Here is a 15,366-nt window from a genome sequence, read left to right on the forward strand (position 1 = left end):
GGACGCGCCGGACGCGACGGACGCGCCGGATGCGGCGGACGCGACGCCGCTCACCGGGTCTCCTTGCGGAACTGCACCACGCCCGACAACGCTGCGACCACGATGAAGACGATCCCGACGACCGGGTGCCCGATCGAGATCCAGGCCGCACCGGCCGCGATCACGAGCGCGACCTCGACGATGGTCTTGCCGACGATGTCCGTCTCGATGGGGGAGCGCGGCGACCGGAACAGGTACCAGACCACCGCGGCGAACATCGGCGCGCCGATCATGAACAGGATGCCCGGCACCGGGAACGGCCACGCGATGTAGCCCCAGTACGCCAGCGAGACCAGGCCGAAGGCGCACACGAGGACGCGGAGCACCGTCCAGCCGTCGAGCCTCCGCGGGCGGATGGCGTGCGGGTCCGGGGTGTCGCCCCAATCGACGGGGGACTGCGGTGCTGACATGCGGTGCCTACTTGAAGATGATGGTGCGGGCGCCGTCGAGGAGGACCCGGTCCTCCGCGATCCAGCGCACCGCCTGGGTGAGCGTGCGGGACTCCTCGTCCTGGCCGATCGACACGAGCTCGGCGGGGTCCTTCGTGTGGTCCACCCGCACGACGTTCTGCTCGATGATCGGGCCCTCGTCGAGGTCGCTCGTGACGAAGTGCGCCGTCGCACCGATGAGTTTCACGCCGCGGGCGTGGGCCTGCCGGTAGGGGTTCGCCCCCTTGAAGCCGGGCAGGAACGAGTGGTGGATGTTCACCGCGCGGCCCTCGAGCGCGGCGCAGAGCTCGGGCGACAGGATCTGCATGTACCGGGCGAGGACGACGAGCTCGATGTCGTGCTCCTCCACCGCCTGCAGCACGCGGCGCTCCATCTCCTGCTTGCTCGCCGCGTCGGTCACCGGCCGGTGCTCGAACGGCACGGAGTAGAACGACGCGAGCTCCGACAGGTCCCCGTGGTTCGAGAGCACGAGCGGCACCTCGATCGGGAGCTGCCCGCCGCGCTGCCGGTAGAGCAGGTCGTTCAGACAGTGCCCCGCCTTCGACACGAGCACGAGGGTGCGCATCGGCCGGCCGACGAGGTCGAGCTGCACGCGCGCGGTGTAGCGCTCGGCGACGGGGGCGAGGGCGGCCTCGAACGTGGCGCGGTCGACCGGGGCCATCACCTGGAGGCGCATGAAGAACGTGTTCGTGTCAGCGCTCGAGAACTGCTGCGACTCGGTGATGTTCCCGCTCGCGGCGACGACTGCCCCGGAGACGGCGTGCACGATCCCGGGCTGGTCGTCGCAGACCAGCGTGAGGGTCCAGTGCGTGGGGGTCGTGGCGCTCGGGGCGGTCGGGTCGGTCACCGGTTCAGGGTACCGGGATCGGGCTGTCGGGAGGCGCGGTGCGGCCCCGCCGGTCGGGCTGCGGCTGCCGTCGGACCGGATCGTGCGCCGTCGGGCCGGATCGTGCGCCGTCGGGCCGGATCGTGAGCAGGAATGGTCGGGTGCCGTGGCGCGAGGCGACCATTCCTGCTCACGAAGTGCGGCTCGCGGGCGCGGGGAGCGGCCGCGCCAGCGCCCGGTCGGCGATCGTCAAGACGCTGAGCAGCACCGCGACGCCCACGATCACCCACGCCAGCACGTGCAGGTCCGGCGTCGTCGGAGCCTGGCCGAACACCCCGCCGATCAGCGAGGACGCCGCGATCGCCCCGATGTACACGCTCGTACGGGACAGCCCCGCGGCGGTGCCGATGGACGCCGCTGGGACGACCCGGTACAGCGCCGCCTGGTTCGACACCGACGCCAGCGCCTGCGGGACGCCGAAGAGCGCCGGTGCCAGCACGAGCAGGAACACGGGCGACCCGGTGTGCAGCAGGAGCAGGAGCAGCCCGCCGACGATCGGCACGACGGCCGCGACGACGAGCGGCCCCCGCACGGCGGTCTTCCGGGCGATGAGGAACGACGCGACCCCGGCGACGACGGCCGCGGGCAGCTGGATGTACCCGGCGACGTCGCTCGAGTAACCCGCGACGTCCTGCACCCACTGCGAGAAGCCGTAGGTCATCGTGTACGCGAGCATGTACACGAGGAACAGGCGCACGTACGTCCGCGAGAGCGCGCCGTTCCGCGCGAGCATCCGGACGTCGACGAACGGTCGCGCCGCTCGGAGCTCCCAGGCCACGAGCGCCACCAGGAGCACGACGGCCGTGCCGAGCAGCCACCAGAGCCCGGCGGACAGGTCGAGCAGGAACACGAGCAGCGCCGAGACGGTCCCCGTCATGAGCAGCATGCCGAACGGGTCGAGCGCGGTGAGGACGGGTACGTCCTCGTCCTCCCGCGGCCGGAGCCGGTCCGACGGCAGCCACATCGCGGACACGACGATCCCGAACACCGCGAGCGGGACGTTCACGAGGAAGATCGCGTGCCACCCGAACGCCGCGATGAGCGCCCCGCCGAGGGGTGGTCCGGCGGCGGCGGACACGAGCGAGGTGATCGAGAGCGCGCCGAGCACGAGCGGCGGGGTGGGCTTGCCGATGCGGGTCGAGTGCTGGCGCAGGGTCGTCAGCGCCGCCGGGTACGCCGACGAGGTCCCGATGCCGATCAGGACGCGGGCGAACACCGCGCCGCCGAAGCCGGTCAGGAACTCGGGCACGATCCCGGCGACCCCGACGATGACGAGCCCGGTCAGGAAGACCTTCTTCGGGCCGAACCGGTCGGCGAGCTTCCCCATCGTCGGCTGGGCGACGGCGCTCGCGAGGTAGAGCGCCGCGACGAGCCAGATCGCCTGCGCCGCCCCGATCCCGAGGTCACGGGAGATCGGCGCGAGGGCGACCGACACCATCGTCGTGTTGATCGGGTTGAGCAGCGGCCCGACGAGGACCGGCACGAGGAGCTTCGGACCGAAGCCGCTGCCCTCCGGATCGGCCGTGGGGGAGACGGGTGTGGAGGCGGTTGCGGTGGACGTGGCTGGCTGCCTTTGCGACTCGGGTCGCGTCGTGACGGCCAGGAGGCGCGACTCGCGTCGGTCGACGCGGGTCGCCCCTCCTGGTGGTCACGGTTCGACGAGCGGTTCGAGGATCTGGAGGGAGCGGGCGACCACGGCGCGGTCGTCGGGGTCGAGCGTCGCGAGGCGCTCGGCGAGGAGGCGGGTCCGGGCGCGGTGGGACTCGGCGCGGGCGGTCCGGCCGGCGTCCGTCGCGGCGACGATGGTCCGGCGGCCGTCGGTCGGGTCCTGCGTGCGGGTCACGAGGCCGAGGTCCTCGAGCGCCTGCACGGTCGCGCCCATCGACTGCGGGCGGACGCCTTCGGCGCGGGCGAGTTCGGCGGTCGTGGTCGCACCGTCACGGACGAGCCGTCCGAGCGCCGCGGACTGGGACGCCGTGACCTCGTCGACCTTGCCGACGAGGGTGGTCCGGCGGATCTTGCCGTACAGCGTCAGCAACTCACCCGCGAGCGCGTCCGAGCCGACCGAATCCATACCGTCACGGTACTACTTCGACAGGCGAACTTGCAAGGCTTCCTTCTGATCGCAGTGCGTGCCACCAGCACGTCGTCGAGCGTCGAGGAGGCGAGCAGCGCCTCCAGGTCGTCGCCGACCGGACGGAAGCCGAGGCTCATCGCGTCGCGGTCAGGGTGTCGACCAGGTGCTCCTGCACGTACCCCAGCCAGTCGTAGACGTCCCGCAGTCCGATGCCCGCGTCGGCGGTGTACGACCGTTCCTCGGTCGCGGAGTCCACGATCCCGAGCCGGTCCGCGATGGTCAGCCGCAGGTCGGTCAGGCAGCGCAGCCAGGCCTGCTCGTCGTCGTGGTCGAAGGCGCCGTCACGGGCACCGGTGAGCCACGCGTGGACGGTCGCCGCGTTCGTGCTCTTCCGCGCCACCAGGTCCGACTCGGTCCAGCGTCGGAACTCGGCGCTGGCCTCGGCGTCGTCGCGGTAGGCGTCCGGGAACATCCGTGCCGCGACCGGGTCCGCGGCGAGGTCCCCGCCGAGCACCTGCTGCAGCTGCTCGGTCAGCGACGTGAGCACGCCGCGCTCGCCGGAGGACATGGCGAGGTGCACGCCGTCGGCACGCCGGACGAACGGGATCACGGGGCGGGAGCCCGGTCGACCGAGGCCTGCAGTCCGTAGCCGTGCATCGCCTCGACGTGTGCCTCCATCGCCTCGCGGGGTCCGGTCGCCACGATCGCGCGGCCGTCGTCGTTCACCTGGCGCATGAGCCGCTCCGCCTTCGCCCGCCCGAACCCGAAGTGCGACTGGAAGACGTAGGTCACGTACGACATCAGGTTGACGGGGTCGTCCCAGACCACGGTCACCCAGGGGGTGTCGGAGCGGGTCGTCGTCCGCTCGTCGACGTCGGGGCTGAGCATGGTCATGCCTCCAGGGTGACACGAACCGGTGCGCTCGGTACGATCGTGGGGTCGCGACTGGCGTTGGATGGGTCACCATCGGGGAGCGACACCTGACACGGTGCGCGGCCGTACGCCTGGGCCGCGCCCAACCGTCCACCTCCGTCGTGCACGCGCGCGACGGGACAGACAACGAGGAGTCCCGTGTCCATCACCGATCTGCCCGCTGAGACCACGCAGTCCAGCTTCAACGCCCCGCTCAGCGAGGTCGACCCCGAGATCGCCCGCGTGCTCGAGCAGGAGCTCGGCCGGCAGCGCGACACCCTCGAGATGATCGCGTCCGAGAACTTCGTGCCGCGCGCCGTCCTCGAGTCCGTCGGCTCCGTCCTCACGAACAAGTACGCCGAGGGCTACCCGGGCAAGCGCTACTACGGCGGCTGCGAGTACGTCGACGTCGCCGAGCAGCTCGCCATCGACCGTGCGAAGGCCCTCTTCGGCGCCGAGTACGCCAACGTCCAGCCGCACTCCGGCGCGACCGCGAACGCCGCCGTCCTGCACGCCATCGCCTCCGCCGGCGACACCATCCTCGGGCTCGAGCTCGCCCACGGTGGGCACCTCACCCACGGCATGAAGCTCAACTTCTCCGGCCGCATCTACAACGCGGTGTCCTACGGCGTCGACCCGGAGACCTTCGAGGTCGACTACGACGACATCCGTGCGAAGGCCGTCGAGCACCAGCCGAAGGTCATCATCGCCGGCTGGTCCGCGTACCCCCGCCAGCTCGACTTCGCGAAGTTCCGCGAGATCGCGGACGAGGTCGGCGCGAAGCTCTGGGTCGACATGGCGCACTTCGCCGGTCTCGTCGCGGCGGGCCTGCACCCGTCCCCGGTCCCGCACGCGCACGTCGTGTCCTCGACCGTGCACAAGACGCTCGCCGGCCCCCGCTCCGGCATCATCCTGTCCAACGACGAGACGCTGTTCAAGAAGCTCAACTCGGCCGTGTTCCCGGGGCAGCAGGGCGGCCCGCTCATGCACGTGATCGCCGCGAAGGCCACCGCGTTCCTGCTCGCCGGCACCCCGGAGTTCAAGGACCGCCAGGAGCGCACGCTCCGCGGTGCTCGTCTGCTGGCGGACCGCCTCACGCAGGCGGACGCGAAGGCCGCCGGGATCGACGTCCTGACCGGTGGCACCGACGTGCACCTGGTGCTCGTCGACCTGCGCACCTCCGAGGTCGACGGCAAGCAGGCCGAGGACCTCCTGCACGAGGTCGGCATCACCGTGAACCGCAACTCCGTGCCGTTCGACCCGCGCCCGCCGATGGTCACCTCGGGTGTCCGCATCGGTACCTCGGCGCTCGCCACGCGCGGCTTCGGGGACGCCGAGTTCACCGAGGTCGCCGACATCATCGCGCTGACGCTCATGCCGAACCCGGACATCGAAGCGCTCTCGGCGCGGGTGAAGGCCCTGACCGACGCGTTCCCGCTCTACGCGTGAGCGCCGCGCTCCCTCGTGAGCGCTGGGCAGGCGAGGGCAGTGCCGTCCGCATCGACGGCACCGCCCTCGCCGCCCGCACGCTCGACGACCTGAAGGTCCGCATCGACCGGCTGCACGACCACGGGTTCCGCCCCGGTCTCGGCACGATCATGGTCGGGCAGAACGCCGGCTCGGTGTCGTACGTCGCCGGCAAGCACCGCGACTCCGCGCAGATCGGGCTCGACTCGGTCCGCATCGACCTGCCCGAGACCGCCTCGGCCGCCGACATCCGCGCTGCGATCCTGCAGATGAACGACGACCCCCGGGTCACCGCGTTCATCGTGCAGCTCCCGTTGCCGCAGGGGATCGACCCGATCCCGATGCTCGAGCTGATGAACCCGGCCAAGGACGCCGACGGCCTGCACCCGACGAACCTCGGCGAGCTCGTGCTCGCCGTGCCCGGTGGTGCCGGCACGATCGACGCGCCGCTGCCCTGCACCCCGCGCGGCATCGTCGCGATGCTCGAGGCGTACGAGGTCCCGATCCGCGGTCAGCACGTCACGATCATCGGGCAGGGGCTGACGGTCGGTCGTCCGCTCGGCCTGCTGCTCACCCGGCTCGAGGCCACCGCGACGCTCACGCACTCGCTCACCGAGGACGTCGCCGCCGAGTGCCGCCGAGCCGACATCATCGTCGCGGCGGCCGGGGTCGCCGGACTCGTCAAGCCCGACTGGGTGCAGCCGGGTGCGGCGGTCATCGACGTCGGCATCAGCCGCGTGGTGTCGCCGGAGACGGGCAAGGCCAAGCTGCGCGGCGACGTCGACCCCGAGGTCGCCTCGGTCGCGGGCTTCCTGTCGCCGACGCCCGGTGGCGTCGGCCCGATGACCCGCGCGATGCTCATGAAGAACGTCGTCGAGGCGGCGGAGCGCCACCTGCACTAGCGGCGTGCGGGGGCGTGCGTGTGCGCGCCGCGATGTGCGCTTCGTGAGCAGAAATGGTCGGGTCCCGTCGTCGGACCCGACCACTTCTGCTCACGAACCACGTTCGGGAGGCGCGGGTCGGCGCCGCCACATCCGCGCGGGTCCGAGGTGGCCGGATTCGGGGCGACCCTCGGATGGGCGCTTCTGTGACGTCCGGCGCCGCGCTACCGTTCGAGCATGACCACGTCCGTCGCGGAACCCGGAGCGCGCGAGTCGCTCTTCACGAAGGACGCCCGCAAACTCATCTGGATCACACTGCTGTGCCTGTTCCTGCAGGTCCTCGGACAGAACTGGTCCGCCGACCCGCGGCTGCCGGGCAGCACGGACACGCACGAACTCGGCTTCGTGCAGTTCGAAGCCCGGCCGTGGATCGGGTGGGTGCTCCTCACCGTCGGCTTCGCGGTCGGCGGCTTCGTCGTCGGGGTCGCTCGACGGGGAGCCGCACGGTGGGACCAGGACCGCGTGCTCGCACTCGGTCTGACCGGGGTGGTCGGGGTGACCATGCTGGTGTGGGTGCTGTTCATCGTGCAATGGCAGTGGGTGTTCTGGGCCGTTGCGCACGGCGACGTGCACCCCGTCACGATCGGCGACGTCTCGTGGTCGATCCAGCGTCTCGAGGGCGCGCCGTGAGCGTCGGCCGCGGTGCTCCGGTCTCGCACATGGGGGAGCACATGCAGACCGCACCGGTGATGGCGCACGCCGGACGGAAGCTGCGACCGCGGGCATGGGGCCTCGTGCTGATCGGAGTCGTCGCGCTCCTGTCGTACCCGACGCTCACGATGTGGTCCGCCGCGGCGGAGTACGGCGGGACGGACGGCGACGGGCACTGGATCGACGACGCGGGCAACCTGCTGTCGAGTGCCCCACGCACAGTACAGGTCGAGGGACACCCAGCGCCGGCCGCGATCGCCGTTCTGCTGCTCGTGGTCGTCGTCGGCACGTTCCTCCCGCCGACGCTCGAGCGGCTCGGCAAGCGATCGCTCGGCGACGTCATCCGGTTCGCGGCGTACCTGGCCGTCCCGGTGGTGGTCGTGCTGGGCGTGCTGGTCTACACCGTGTGGCAAGGACACGTCGTGATCGACCAGATCCACCACGAGGTCCCGCACCCGCACGGGTTCCCGTGGGGCGGCGTGACGGTCACCACAGGGCACGCGACCCGCTGACCGGCGGCTCGACCGGCGCGGCGGAGGCGCGTCAGTCGCGCCGGGCGCCCTGCGCGGCGTGCACCGTGAACACCGTCGGCTCGCGGTACCCGGCAGCGGCGAAGGCGGCGGTGACCGCGTCTGCGATCGTCTGCCGCGCCTCCTGGTCGACCAACGCGATCGCCGCACCACCGAAGCCGCCGCCGGTCATCCGCGCGCCGACCGCACCGTGCGCCATCGCGGTCTCGACCGCGAGGTCGAGCTCCGGCACCGAGATCTCGAAGTCGTCGCGCATCGACGCGTGCGAGGCGACGAGCAGCGAGCCGATGGAGCGCGGTCCGTGCTCGCGCAGCGTGCGGACGGTGTCGAGGACACGCTGGTCCTCGGTCACGACGTGCCGGACGCGACGGAAGGTCTCGTCGTCGAGGAGTTCCTGCGCCCGCGGCAGGTCGTCGACCGACAGGTCGCGCAGCGCCTCGACGCCCATCACCGAGGCACCCCGCTCGCACGAGTCGCGTCGGGCCTTGTAGCCGCCGGTGGCGTGGGCGTGCTCGACGCGGGTGTCGACGACGAGGACCTCGAGCCCGTTCGCCTCGAGCGCGAGGTCGACGACGGCGGTGTCGAGCGTCCGGCAGTCGAGGAAGACCACCGCGTCCTGCTCGCCGAGCAGCGAGGCGGACTGGTCCATGATGCCGGTCGGCGCACCGACGGCGTGGTTCTCGGAGTACTGGCCGACGCGTGCGAGCTGCTTCCGGCTCAGGCCGAGCTCCCACAGGTCGTTGAACGCGAGTGCGACGCCGCACTCGATCGCCGCGCTCGAGGACAGGCCCGCGCCGACGGGGACGTCCGACTCGATGAAGACGTCGAAGCCGGTCTTGTCCGTGAGGTCCGCACCCGCCTGCTCACGCAGCGCCCACGCGATGCCGAGGACGTACGCCGACCAGCCGCTCATCCGCGACGGCTCGAGCTCGTCGAGGCTCAGCTCGAACACCGAGGACGCGTCGAAGGCCGAGGCGACCCGCAGCACGCGGTCCGTCCGCGGGGCGATCGAGGCGGTCGTGCGACGGTCGATCGCGAAGGGCAGGACGTAGCCGTCGTTGTAGTCGGTGTGCTCGCCGATGAGGTTGACCCGACCGGGCGCGGAGTACCGCACCGTGGGCTCGTACCCGTAGACCTGCTGGAACGTCATGCGCGTTCGATCCCTCCTCGGATGAACTCGGCCGCCTTCTCGGGGACGAGGTCCCCGATCCACGCGCCCATGGCGGCTTCACTGCCGGCCAGGAACTTGAGCTTGTCCGCCGCGCGACGCGGGGACGTGATCTGGAGCATGAGCCGCACAGTGTCGCGGCCGGTGTGCACCGGCGCCTGGTGCCACGCGGCGATGTACGGCGTCGGGTCGTCGTAGAGCTTGTCGATGCCGCGGGTGAGCCGTAGGTGCATGTGCGCCAGCTCGTCCTTCTCGGCGTCGGTGAGGCCGGCGAAGTCGGGGACGTGCCGGTGCGGGAGCATGTGGATCTCGATGGGCCAGCGCGCGGCGAACGGCACGAAGGCGGTGAAGTGCTCACCGGCGAGGACGACCCGGTCGGACGCGCGCTCGTTCGCGAGGTGCTGCTCGAACAGGTCCGGTCCGAACCGCTCGATCGACGAGAGGAGGCGCTGGGTGCGCGGCGTGACGTAGGGGTAGGCGTAGATCTGCCCGTGCGGGTGGTGGAGCGTGACGCCGATGGCCTCGCCGCGGTTCTCGAACGGGAACACCTGCTGGATGCCCGGGAGCTCGGAGAGCGCGGCGGTACGGTCCGCCCACGCCTCGACCACGGTGCGGGCGCGCGACTCGGAGATCGACGCGAAGGAGCCCTCGGTCGCGGGCGAGAAGCACACGACCTCGCACCGGCCGACGCTCCGGAACTGCCGGTTCAGCCCGACGTCGGACAGGGAGTCGAGCGACGACGGTGCGTCGGCAGCCCCGTCCGGACCCGCGAGCTCCGGACCGAACGACGGCGAACGGTTCTCGAACACCGCGACGTCGTACCGACTCGGGATCTCGGAGGGGTTCTCCGGCGTCTGCGGGGCGAGCGGGTCCTGGTCGGCCGGCGGCAGGAACACCCGGTTCTGCCGGCTCGCCGCGATGGAGACCCACTCGCCGGTCAGGACGTCCTGGCGCATGCGCGCCGTCTCCGGCCGCGGGTCGAGCACGCGCTGGTCGATGCTGCGTTCTGCGGGCAGCGTCGAGTCGGCGTCGTCGAAGTAGAAGAGGTCGCGTCCGTCCGCGAGCTTCGTCACGCGCTTGGTGATCACCGCACCACCCTAGCGGCTCCGCGAAGCATTGCGAAAGTGTTCGGAAGCACGCGAAACTGGTGTCATGACCGACGACGACCTCGCCTTCCTGGCCGGCGCCCTCCCCGCGCCGCTGCGGCAGGACCGCATCGTCTCCATCGTCGACGGTGCGCCCGGCCTCGTCCGGACGGCCGCGTTGGCAGCGGCGCTCGGCACCAGCGAGGTGACCGTCCGACAGGACCTCGCCTCGCTCGACCAGGAGGCGCGGATCCGGCGGGTGCACGGCGGTGCGGTCCGCCTCGGGGCCGGTTCCACCGAGCGCCCCTTCGAGGAGACCGCCGTCGAGCACCAGGTGGCGAAGGTCGCCATCGGCCGCGCTGCGGCCGCCCTCGTCCGCTCCGGCCAGTGCGTCGTGCTCGACGTCGGCACGACGCCGGCCGCGGTGGCGACGGCCCTGGTCGCCCGGGAAGACCTCGTCGACGTCACGGTGGTGACCAACTCGTTGACGACCGCACTCGTGCTCGAGGCCGCGGTGCCGCGCTTCACCGTCATCGTCACCGGCGGCACACTGCGCCCGCTGCAGCACTCGCTGGTCGCGCCCTTCAACGGGGCGGTGCTGCCGATGATCGCGGCGGACACCGTGTTCCTCGGCGGCACCGGGCTCGACGTCGCCCACGGCCTCACCAACGTGAACCTGCCCGAGACCGAGGCGAAGCGGATGCTCGCGGCCACGGCTCGGCGTACCGTCGTGGTCGCGGACGGGTCGAAGTTCGGCCGAGCCCACCTCGGGGTGGTCCGCGCGCTCGAGGACATCGACGTCGTCGTCACCGCCGAGACCACGGCGGAGCAGGTCGCCCCGATCCGGGCGGCAGGCGTCCAGGTGGTCGTGGCGGACGAGCCCGCCGGTGGCGATCCGGCACGCAACGGAAGGAACCAGACCGCATGACCGCAGCGCCCACCGGAGGCCAGTACCACCTCCGTCACGCCGGCCCCGACGGCGTCGTCGAGGCGATCGTCACCGAGGTGGCCGCCGGCATCCGCGAACTCCGCGTCGCGGGCTTCGACCTCACCGAGCCGTTCCCCGTCACGTCGCAGCCGCCCGGGGCGAACGGGATCGTGCTCGCACCCTGGCCGAACCGCGTCGCCGGCGGTGTGTGGGAACTCGACGGCACGCGGCAGCAGCTCGACGTCTCGGAGCCGAAGTACGGCAACGCCTCGCACGGGCTGCTCCGCTTCGCCCCGTACCGCGTGGTGACCCAGACGGAGTCCGGCATCGTGCAGGAAGCCACGATCCACCCCCAGCACGGCTGGCCCTTCACCCTCGAGACGCGGGTGCACCACGAACTCGTCGACGACGGCATCCGCGTGACGCACGAGGTCGTGAACCGCTCCGGCGTCAAGGCGCCGTTCGCGATCGGGGCGCACCCCTACCTGCGTGCCGGTGACACCCCGGCCGACGACCTCGTCGTCCGGCTCGACGCCGCGACCGCGTTCACCGTCGACGACAGGAAGATCCCGAACGGCACGGTCCCGGTCGAGGGCACGCCGTTCGACCTGCGGTCCGGCGTCCGCGCCGGTGACGCCGACCTCGACACCGCCTACACGGACGTCACCCCGGACGCCGACGGGATCCGCCGCACGACGATGCACGGACCGGAGGGCGACGGCGTCGAACTCTGGCAGGACGGGTCGTTCCCGTACGTGCAGGTCTTCACGTCCCGCGAGTTCCCCCGCGGCGACGGCACCGGGCTGGCCGTGGCGGTGGAGCCGATGACGGCGCCCGCGAACGCGCTCAACTCCGGCGAGGGGCTGCGCTGGCTCGAGCCCGACGAGTCCTGGACCGGCAGCTGGGGCATCCGCCGCGTCTGGTCCTGAACCGGCGGTCGGCGAGGGCGAGCCGCACCCGAGACTCGGCTCGGCGGACAGTTTCGTGCCTCGTGCGCCGCGGAACTGTCCGCGTGGGCGAGACTCGGGCGGGTGACGGGCGGCCGGGCTGCCGGGCTGCCCCGGGCTGCTCCGGACACGAACAAGGCCGCCCCGTGTGGGGCGGCCTTCGTCTTTCGGTGGGGCGGGCTCAGGCGCGGCGCATGCGCAGCGCCTCGACCGCGAGCGACTCGCTCGCGTACCGGCCGACCTCGTGCGCCCAGGCCGGGTCGTCGCCGCGGAGGGCGATGAAGTCCTTGCGCTGCCGGCAGACGTAGCCGAGCACCGAGGTGCCGGTCGCCACCTCGACGAAGTCCTTGCGGATGTGGCGGGTCGTGACCTGGGCGTTCCGGCGGAGCGTGTCGAGCAGGAGCTCGTTGCTCATCGTCGTGTTGGTCGCTGCTGCGAGCTCGACGATGCGGCGCGCGTCACCGGTGGTGCTGGTCTGCGTGGCTTCGATGGGCTCGATCACGGTGTACCCCGTTCGTTCTGCGATGGTGCGATGCTGCAGGATCCGTCGATCGGATCCGGGAACGACAGTATCGGCGGCAGCCCAACAGTCGGCTGAACGCGGACTGAACTGTGCAGTGGAACCGCCATGAGACGACTGAAGGCGACTTGTACCCCATGCGGGAGTTCAGAGGCACTGCTCGCCGTCGGGCTTCGTCGCGAGGTCCTCGAGCTCGGCGTCGATCTTGCCCGCGAGGTACCGGTACCCGGCGTCGTTCAGGTGCTCGTCGTCGGTCGCGGCGTAGCTGCCGCTGTTCATCGCGGTGAACCACTGGCCGTCGAGGGCGTCGACGAACGGGACGTCGGCGGCTCGTGCGCCGGCGGCCACCGCGGCGTTGATGCCCGTCGTCGCCTGGGCCCGCGGCTGCGGCGCCGACGGTCCGATCGCGATGACGACGGCGTCGGGCCACTGTTCCTCGGCCTGCCGGAGCGTGCTCTCGACGGTCCGCTCGAGGGTGGCGGAACTCGTGAGCCAGTCGTTCTGGCTGCCCTGCACGAGGACGAGGTCCGGCGAGAGTGCTGCGCGCCGCTCGATCCTCGACTGGTAGACGGCCCGCGCCGACCTGGCCGCCCCACGGTTGACGTACCCGGTGCCGGGACCGCCGTCGATGGTCGCGTCCCAGTCACGTTCGGCGACGAGGTCCTGTGCCCAGCCGTGGAGGTTGTCCGACGATCCGCGACCGGTCGTGTACGAGTCCCCGACGATGAGGACGTCGGAGCCCGGCGCCGTGGCGGCCGACACCTGCGCCGACGAGAAACGCGACGTCGCGGGGACGACCTGGCACGCGTTCGAGACGGCTGGCAGCAGGGCGAGGAGGCCGGCGATGCCGAGACCCATGGCGCCGATGGCGACCGCAGGGATCACCCGTCGGCGTCGGGTCTGCACGGTGGAACGACGGGAGCCGCCGGACCTGCCGCCGTCGGTTCGTCGGGCCACACCGGGATTGTAGAGGGTCACCCCGCAGAGCCTCGTGACCGGCCACGGCGAGGTGCTGAACCGTCAGACAGCCTGCGGCACCGGGGGCTTCGTCGACAGCGTCTTCGCGATCCGCTTCGCCAGTCGGTGCGCGGGGAGCTCCACGAACCGCGAGAAGACGACGGCCACACCGAGCCCGATCGGGATCGCGACGACGATCAGCCACGACGGGAACGTGGCCGGCAGCAGGTTCGCGAGCGACACCGTCACCGGCTCGTGCACGAGGTAGAGGCTGAAGGAGAGGCGTCCGAGTTCCCGCGGGACGCCGCCGAGCAGGAAGCGCTCGGCGGGGAGCCACTTGCCGGCCAGGACGACGATGACCCCGGCCGACGCGAGCACGACCGCTCGGACGGCCGGCGACCACCATGCGTCGTCCGGCAGCCACCACTCGGCGGTGATCCCGGCCAGGGACGCGGGCAGGAGGACCCACCCGACGAGGGTGCCGACGTCCGGGATCCGTTCCCAGCCTGCGGCGAGGGCTGACCCGATGAGGAACATCGGCAGGTAGGTCAACCAGAGCACGTGTTCGTACCAGCCGATCGAGGACAGCACGATCCCGATGATCCCGGTCGCCCACCACCAGCGTCTCGTCACGGCGGCGATCGACACGAAGAGCGGGAGGAGGAGGGAGAAGAAGACCTCCCACGTGAGGGACCAGAGCGGGCTGTTCACCAGCGACGGCGACAGGAGCGTGACGTCGTTGAACAGGCTGTGCAGGGACAGCGGTTCGGCGTGCCGGTTGATCCAGTACGACTGGTGCGGTTGGTCCTGTCGGGGGACCAGGAAGAACAGGGCGAGTGCCAGTCCGATGGACACCAGCACCGGCAGGTAGAGGCGCACGAGTCGGCTCGGGTAGTAGGCGATCCAGTCCTGCGAGCGGCGGAGTGCCGGCAGGGTGAGCACGAACCCGCTGAGGACGAAGAAGACGAAGACGGCCTCGCTGCCGGCCCACAGCACGTGCGCCGGGGAGTAGACGAGCCAGCTGGCCCACCCGGGGACGGCTGCGCGGTAGTTGCCGTCGGAGAACGCCGGGATGGTGAGCAGCGTGTGGTGGACCACGACGACGGCTGCGGCGACGCCGCGGAGTCCGTCCAGTGAGCCGATCCTGCCGGTGGGGCGATCGCGCATGGGCCCGATCCTAAGCGATGCGCCTTGACGCGAGCGGTCGCGGTGGGGGACGTGGACCGGGAGGGTGTGGGCCCCGTGGGGCTCGAACCCACGACCCTCGGATGAAGAGCCGGCGTTCGGGAGGGTGTGGGCCCCGTGGGGCTCGAACCCACGACCCTCGGGTGAAAAGCCGGCGGCCGGGAGGGTGTGGGCCCCGTGGGGCTCGAACCCACGACCCTCGGATGAAAAGCCGGCGTTCGGGAGGGTGTGGGCCCCGTGGGGCTCGAACCCACGACCCTCGGATTAAAAGTCCGGTGCTCTACCAACTGAGCTAGAGGCCCTCACCCGCAAGGCTAGCGGGTGAGGGCCTCTGGGAAGAACCGGGTGGGCGGGTCAGCCGCGGCGTCCGGTGAGCGTCCGCAGCAGCCACAGGACCACCGCGACGATGAGCAGCACGATGCCGACCCAGAGCAGGAACTTCAGGCTCGCGGTGAAGCCACCGACGAACAGCAGGACGACCGCGATCACGGCCAGGATGATGAGCAGGGGGTTCATGGGAGTCCTCTTCCTTCGCGTGCGGGAGGAGCGCCTCCCGGTCAGTCACGGTACGCGCGGCGGAGGCGTTGCGTTCTGGGCGAACGACGCCCGGGCACGTCGCCGACC

The 15,366-nt window shown here is 71.4% G+C and carries 18 protein-coding genes, 1 tRNA gene and 1 riboswitch; of the genes, 6 read left to right on the plus strand and 13 right to left on the minus strand.

Going from position 1 to position 15,366, the window contains the following annotated elements; genetic code table 11:
* Positions 1–50: 50 nt before the first annotated feature.
* The 6 genes from ACNQOV_RS09830 to clpS all read right to left on the minus strand — a co-directional run bounded on the left by ACNQOV_RS09830 (position 51) and on the right by clpS (position 4,345).
* A complete protein-coding gene (locus ACNQOV_RS09830) occupies positions 51–449 on the minus strand; it encodes a YrdB family protein (RefSeq protein ID WP_416394352.1) in 399 nt (132 codons plus the stop codon).
* Positions 450–456: 7 nt separating this feature from the next.
* The gene (gene purU / locus ACNQOV_RS09835) at positions 457–1,335 is read right to left on the minus strand and encodes a formyltetrahydrofolate deformylase (RefSeq protein ID WP_402266968.1); all 879 of its coding nucleotides are present in this window, start codon (positions 1,333–1,335) and stop codon (positions 457–459) included.
* 169 nt (positions 1,336–1,504) lie between these two features.
* The gene (locus ACNQOV_RS09840) at positions 1,505–2,857 is read right to left on the minus strand and encodes an MFS transporter (RefSeq protein WP_416394353.1); all 1,353 of its coding nucleotides are present in this window, start codon (positions 2,855–2,857) and stop codon (positions 1,505–1,507) included.
* A 165-nt stretch (positions 2,858–3,022) separates the two neighbouring features.
* Positions 3,023–3,448 carry a MarR family winged helix-turn-helix transcriptional regulator gene (locus ACNQOV_RS09845; RefSeq protein ID WP_416394354.1) on the minus strand — a complete coding sequence of 142 codons (426 nt, stop codon included), beginning with the start codon at positions 3,446–3,448 and terminating at the stop codon, positions 3,023–3,025.
* 136 nt (positions 3,449–3,584) lie between these two features.
* Positions 3,585–4,061: a DUF2017 family protein gene (locus tag ACNQOV_RS09850; protein ID WP_416394355.1), complete on the minus strand. Its 477-nt coding sequence runs from the start codon at positions 4,059–4,061 to the stop codon at positions 3,585–3,587.
* A complete protein-coding gene (gene clpS, locus ACNQOV_RS09855; RefSeq protein WP_022906660.1) occupies positions 4,058–4,345 on the minus strand; it encodes an ATP-dependent Clp protease adapter ClpS in 288 nt (95 codons plus the stop codon). Before clpS ends, ACNQOV_RS09850 begins: the two co-directional genes overlap by 4 nt.
* Positions 4,346–4,382: 37 nt before the next feature.
* Positions 4,383–4,468, plus strand: a riboswitch (ZMP/ZTP riboswitch).
* A gap of 60 nt (positions 4,469–4,528) precedes the next feature.
* Between clpS and glyA the strand changes: the two genes are divergently transcribed.
* The 4 genes from glyA to ACNQOV_RS09875 all read left to right on the plus strand — a co-directional run bounded on the left by glyA (position 4,529) and on the right by ACNQOV_RS09875 (position 7,934).
* Positions 4,529–5,812 (plus strand): serine hydroxymethyltransferase, encoded by a 1,284-nt coding sequence (glyA, locus tag ACNQOV_RS09860; protein WP_416394372.1) that lies wholly within the window; start codon positions 4,529–4,531, stop codon positions 5,810–5,812.
* Positions 5,809–6,732: a tetrahydrofolate dehydrogenase/cyclohydrolase catalytic domain-containing protein gene (locus ACNQOV_RS09865; protein WP_416394356.1), complete on the plus strand. Its 924-nt coding sequence runs from the start codon at positions 5,809–5,811 to the stop codon at positions 6,730–6,732. Before glyA ends, ACNQOV_RS09865 begins: the two co-directional genes overlap by 4 nt.
* A 216-nt stretch (positions 6,733–6,948) precedes the next feature.
* A complete protein-coding gene (locus tag ACNQOV_RS09870; RefSeq protein ID WP_022906657.1) occupies positions 6,949–7,401 on the plus strand; it encodes a hypothetical protein in 453 nt (150 codons plus the stop codon).
* Complete coding sequence (locus ACNQOV_RS09875; protein ID WP_416394358.1) at positions 7,398–7,934, plus strand: hypothetical protein; 537 nt, start codon at positions 7,398–7,400, stop codon at positions 7,932–7,934. Before ACNQOV_RS09870 ends, ACNQOV_RS09875 begins: the two co-directional genes overlap by 4 nt.
* Before the next feature lie 31 nt (positions 7,935–7,965).
* On the opposite strand, the gene galK is transcribed toward ACNQOV_RS09875, so the two are convergent.
* Both galK and galT read right to left on the minus strand, forming a co-directional pair.
* Positions 7,966–9,102: a galactokinase gene (gene galK, locus ACNQOV_RS09880; RefSeq protein WP_402266987.1), complete on the minus strand. Its 1,137-nt coding sequence runs from the start codon at positions 9,100–9,102 to the stop codon at positions 7,966–7,968.
* On the minus strand, positions 9,099–10,208 hold the full coding sequence (gene galT, locus ACNQOV_RS09885) for a galactose-1-phosphate uridylyltransferase (protein ID WP_402266990.1): 1,110 nt from the start codon (positions 10,206–10,208) through the stop codon (positions 9,099–9,101). The genes galK and galT overlap by 4 nt, the downstream gene beginning before the upstream one ends.
* Before the next feature lie 64 nt (positions 10,209–10,272).
* On the opposite strand from galT, the gene ACNQOV_RS09890 reads away from it, so the two are divergent.
* A complete protein-coding gene (locus ACNQOV_RS09890; RefSeq protein ID WP_416394359.1) occupies positions 10,273–11,133 on the plus strand; it encodes a DeoR/GlpR family DNA-binding transcription regulator in 861 nt (286 codons plus the stop codon).
* Positions 11,130–12,062, plus strand: coding sequence for an aldose 1-epimerase family protein (locus ACNQOV_RS09895; protein WP_022906653.1), 933 nt, complete (start codon positions 11,130–11,132; stop codon positions 12,060–12,062). The genes ACNQOV_RS09890 and ACNQOV_RS09895 overlap by 4 nt, the downstream gene beginning before the upstream one ends.
* Positions 12,063–12,261: 199 nt before the next feature.
* On the opposite strand, the gene ACNQOV_RS09900 is transcribed toward ACNQOV_RS09895, so the two are convergent.
* The 5 genes from ACNQOV_RS09900 to ACNQOV_RS09920 all read right to left on the minus strand — a co-directional run bounded on the left by ACNQOV_RS09900 (position 12,262) and on the right by ACNQOV_RS09920 (position 15,258).
* Positions 12,262–12,582, minus strand: a complete 321-nt coding sequence (locus ACNQOV_RS09900) for a hypothetical protein (RefSeq protein ID WP_022906652.1) — start codon at positions 12,580–12,582, stop codon at positions 12,262–12,264.
* 165 nt (positions 12,583–12,747) lie between these two features.
* Positions 12,748–13,557, minus strand: coding sequence for an SGNH/GDSL hydrolase family protein (locus ACNQOV_RS09905; protein ID WP_402266999.1), 810 nt, complete (start codon positions 13,555–13,557; stop codon positions 12,748–12,750).
* Positions 13,558–13,620: 63 nt separating this feature from the next.
* Positions 13,621–14,724 (minus strand): acyltransferase family protein, encoded by a 1,104-nt coding sequence (locus ACNQOV_RS09910; RefSeq protein ID WP_416394360.1) that lies wholly within the window; start codon positions 14,722–14,724, stop codon positions 13,621–13,623.
* Between the two features lie 247 nt (positions 14,725–14,971).
* A tRNA-Lys gene (locus ACNQOV_RS09915) sits at positions 14,972–15,044 on the minus strand.
* Positions 15,045–15,096: 52 nt separating this feature from the next.
* On the minus strand, positions 15,097–15,258 hold the full coding sequence (locus tag ACNQOV_RS09920; RefSeq protein WP_022906645.1) for a hypothetical protein: 162 nt from the start codon (positions 15,256–15,258) through the stop codon (positions 15,097–15,099).
* Positions 15,259–15,366 lie beyond the last annotated feature (108 nt).

The sequence above is a fragment of the Curtobacterium sp. LFS084 genome, assembly GCF_047977705.1.
Lineage (GTDB): Bacteria > Actinomycetota > Actinomycetes > Actinomycetales > Microbacteriaceae > Curtobacterium.

Coding starts and splice junctions, on each gene's coding strand:
- ACNQOV_RS09910 (WP_416394360.1), bottom strand. CDS start 14,724: ATGCGCGATCGCCCCACCGGCAGGATCGGCTCACTGGACGGACTCCGC.
- ACNQOV_RS09870 (WP_022906657.1), top strand. CDS start 6,949: ATGACCACGTCCGTCGCGGAACCCGGAGCGCGCGAGTCGCTCTTCACG.
- ACNQOV_RS09920 (WP_022906645.1), bottom strand. CDS start 15,258: ATGAACCCCCTGCTCATCATCCTGGCCGTGATCGCGGTCGTCCTGCTG.
- ACNQOV_RS09895 (WP_022906653.1), top strand. CDS start 11,130: ATGACCGCAGCGCCCACCGGAGGCCAGTACCACCTCCGTCACGCCGGC.
- galK (WP_402266987.1), bottom strand. CDS start 9,102: ATGACGTTCCAGCAGGTCTACGGGTACGAGCCCACGGTGCGGTACTCC.
- ACNQOV_RS09830 (WP_416394352.1), bottom strand. CDS start 449: ATGTCAGCACCGCAGTCCCCCGTCGATTGGGGCGACACCCCGGACCCG.
- clpS (WP_022906660.1), bottom strand. CDS start 4,345: ATGACCATGCTCAGCCCCGACGTCGACGAGCGGACGACGACCCGCTCC.
- ACNQOV_RS09845 (WP_416394354.1), bottom strand. CDS start 3,448: ATGGATTCGGTCGGCTCGGACGCGCTCGCGGGTGAGTTGCTGACGCTG.
- ACNQOV_RS09890 (WP_416394359.1), top strand. CDS start 10,273: ATGACCGACGACGACCTCGCCTTCCTGGCCGGCGCCCTCCCCGCGCCG.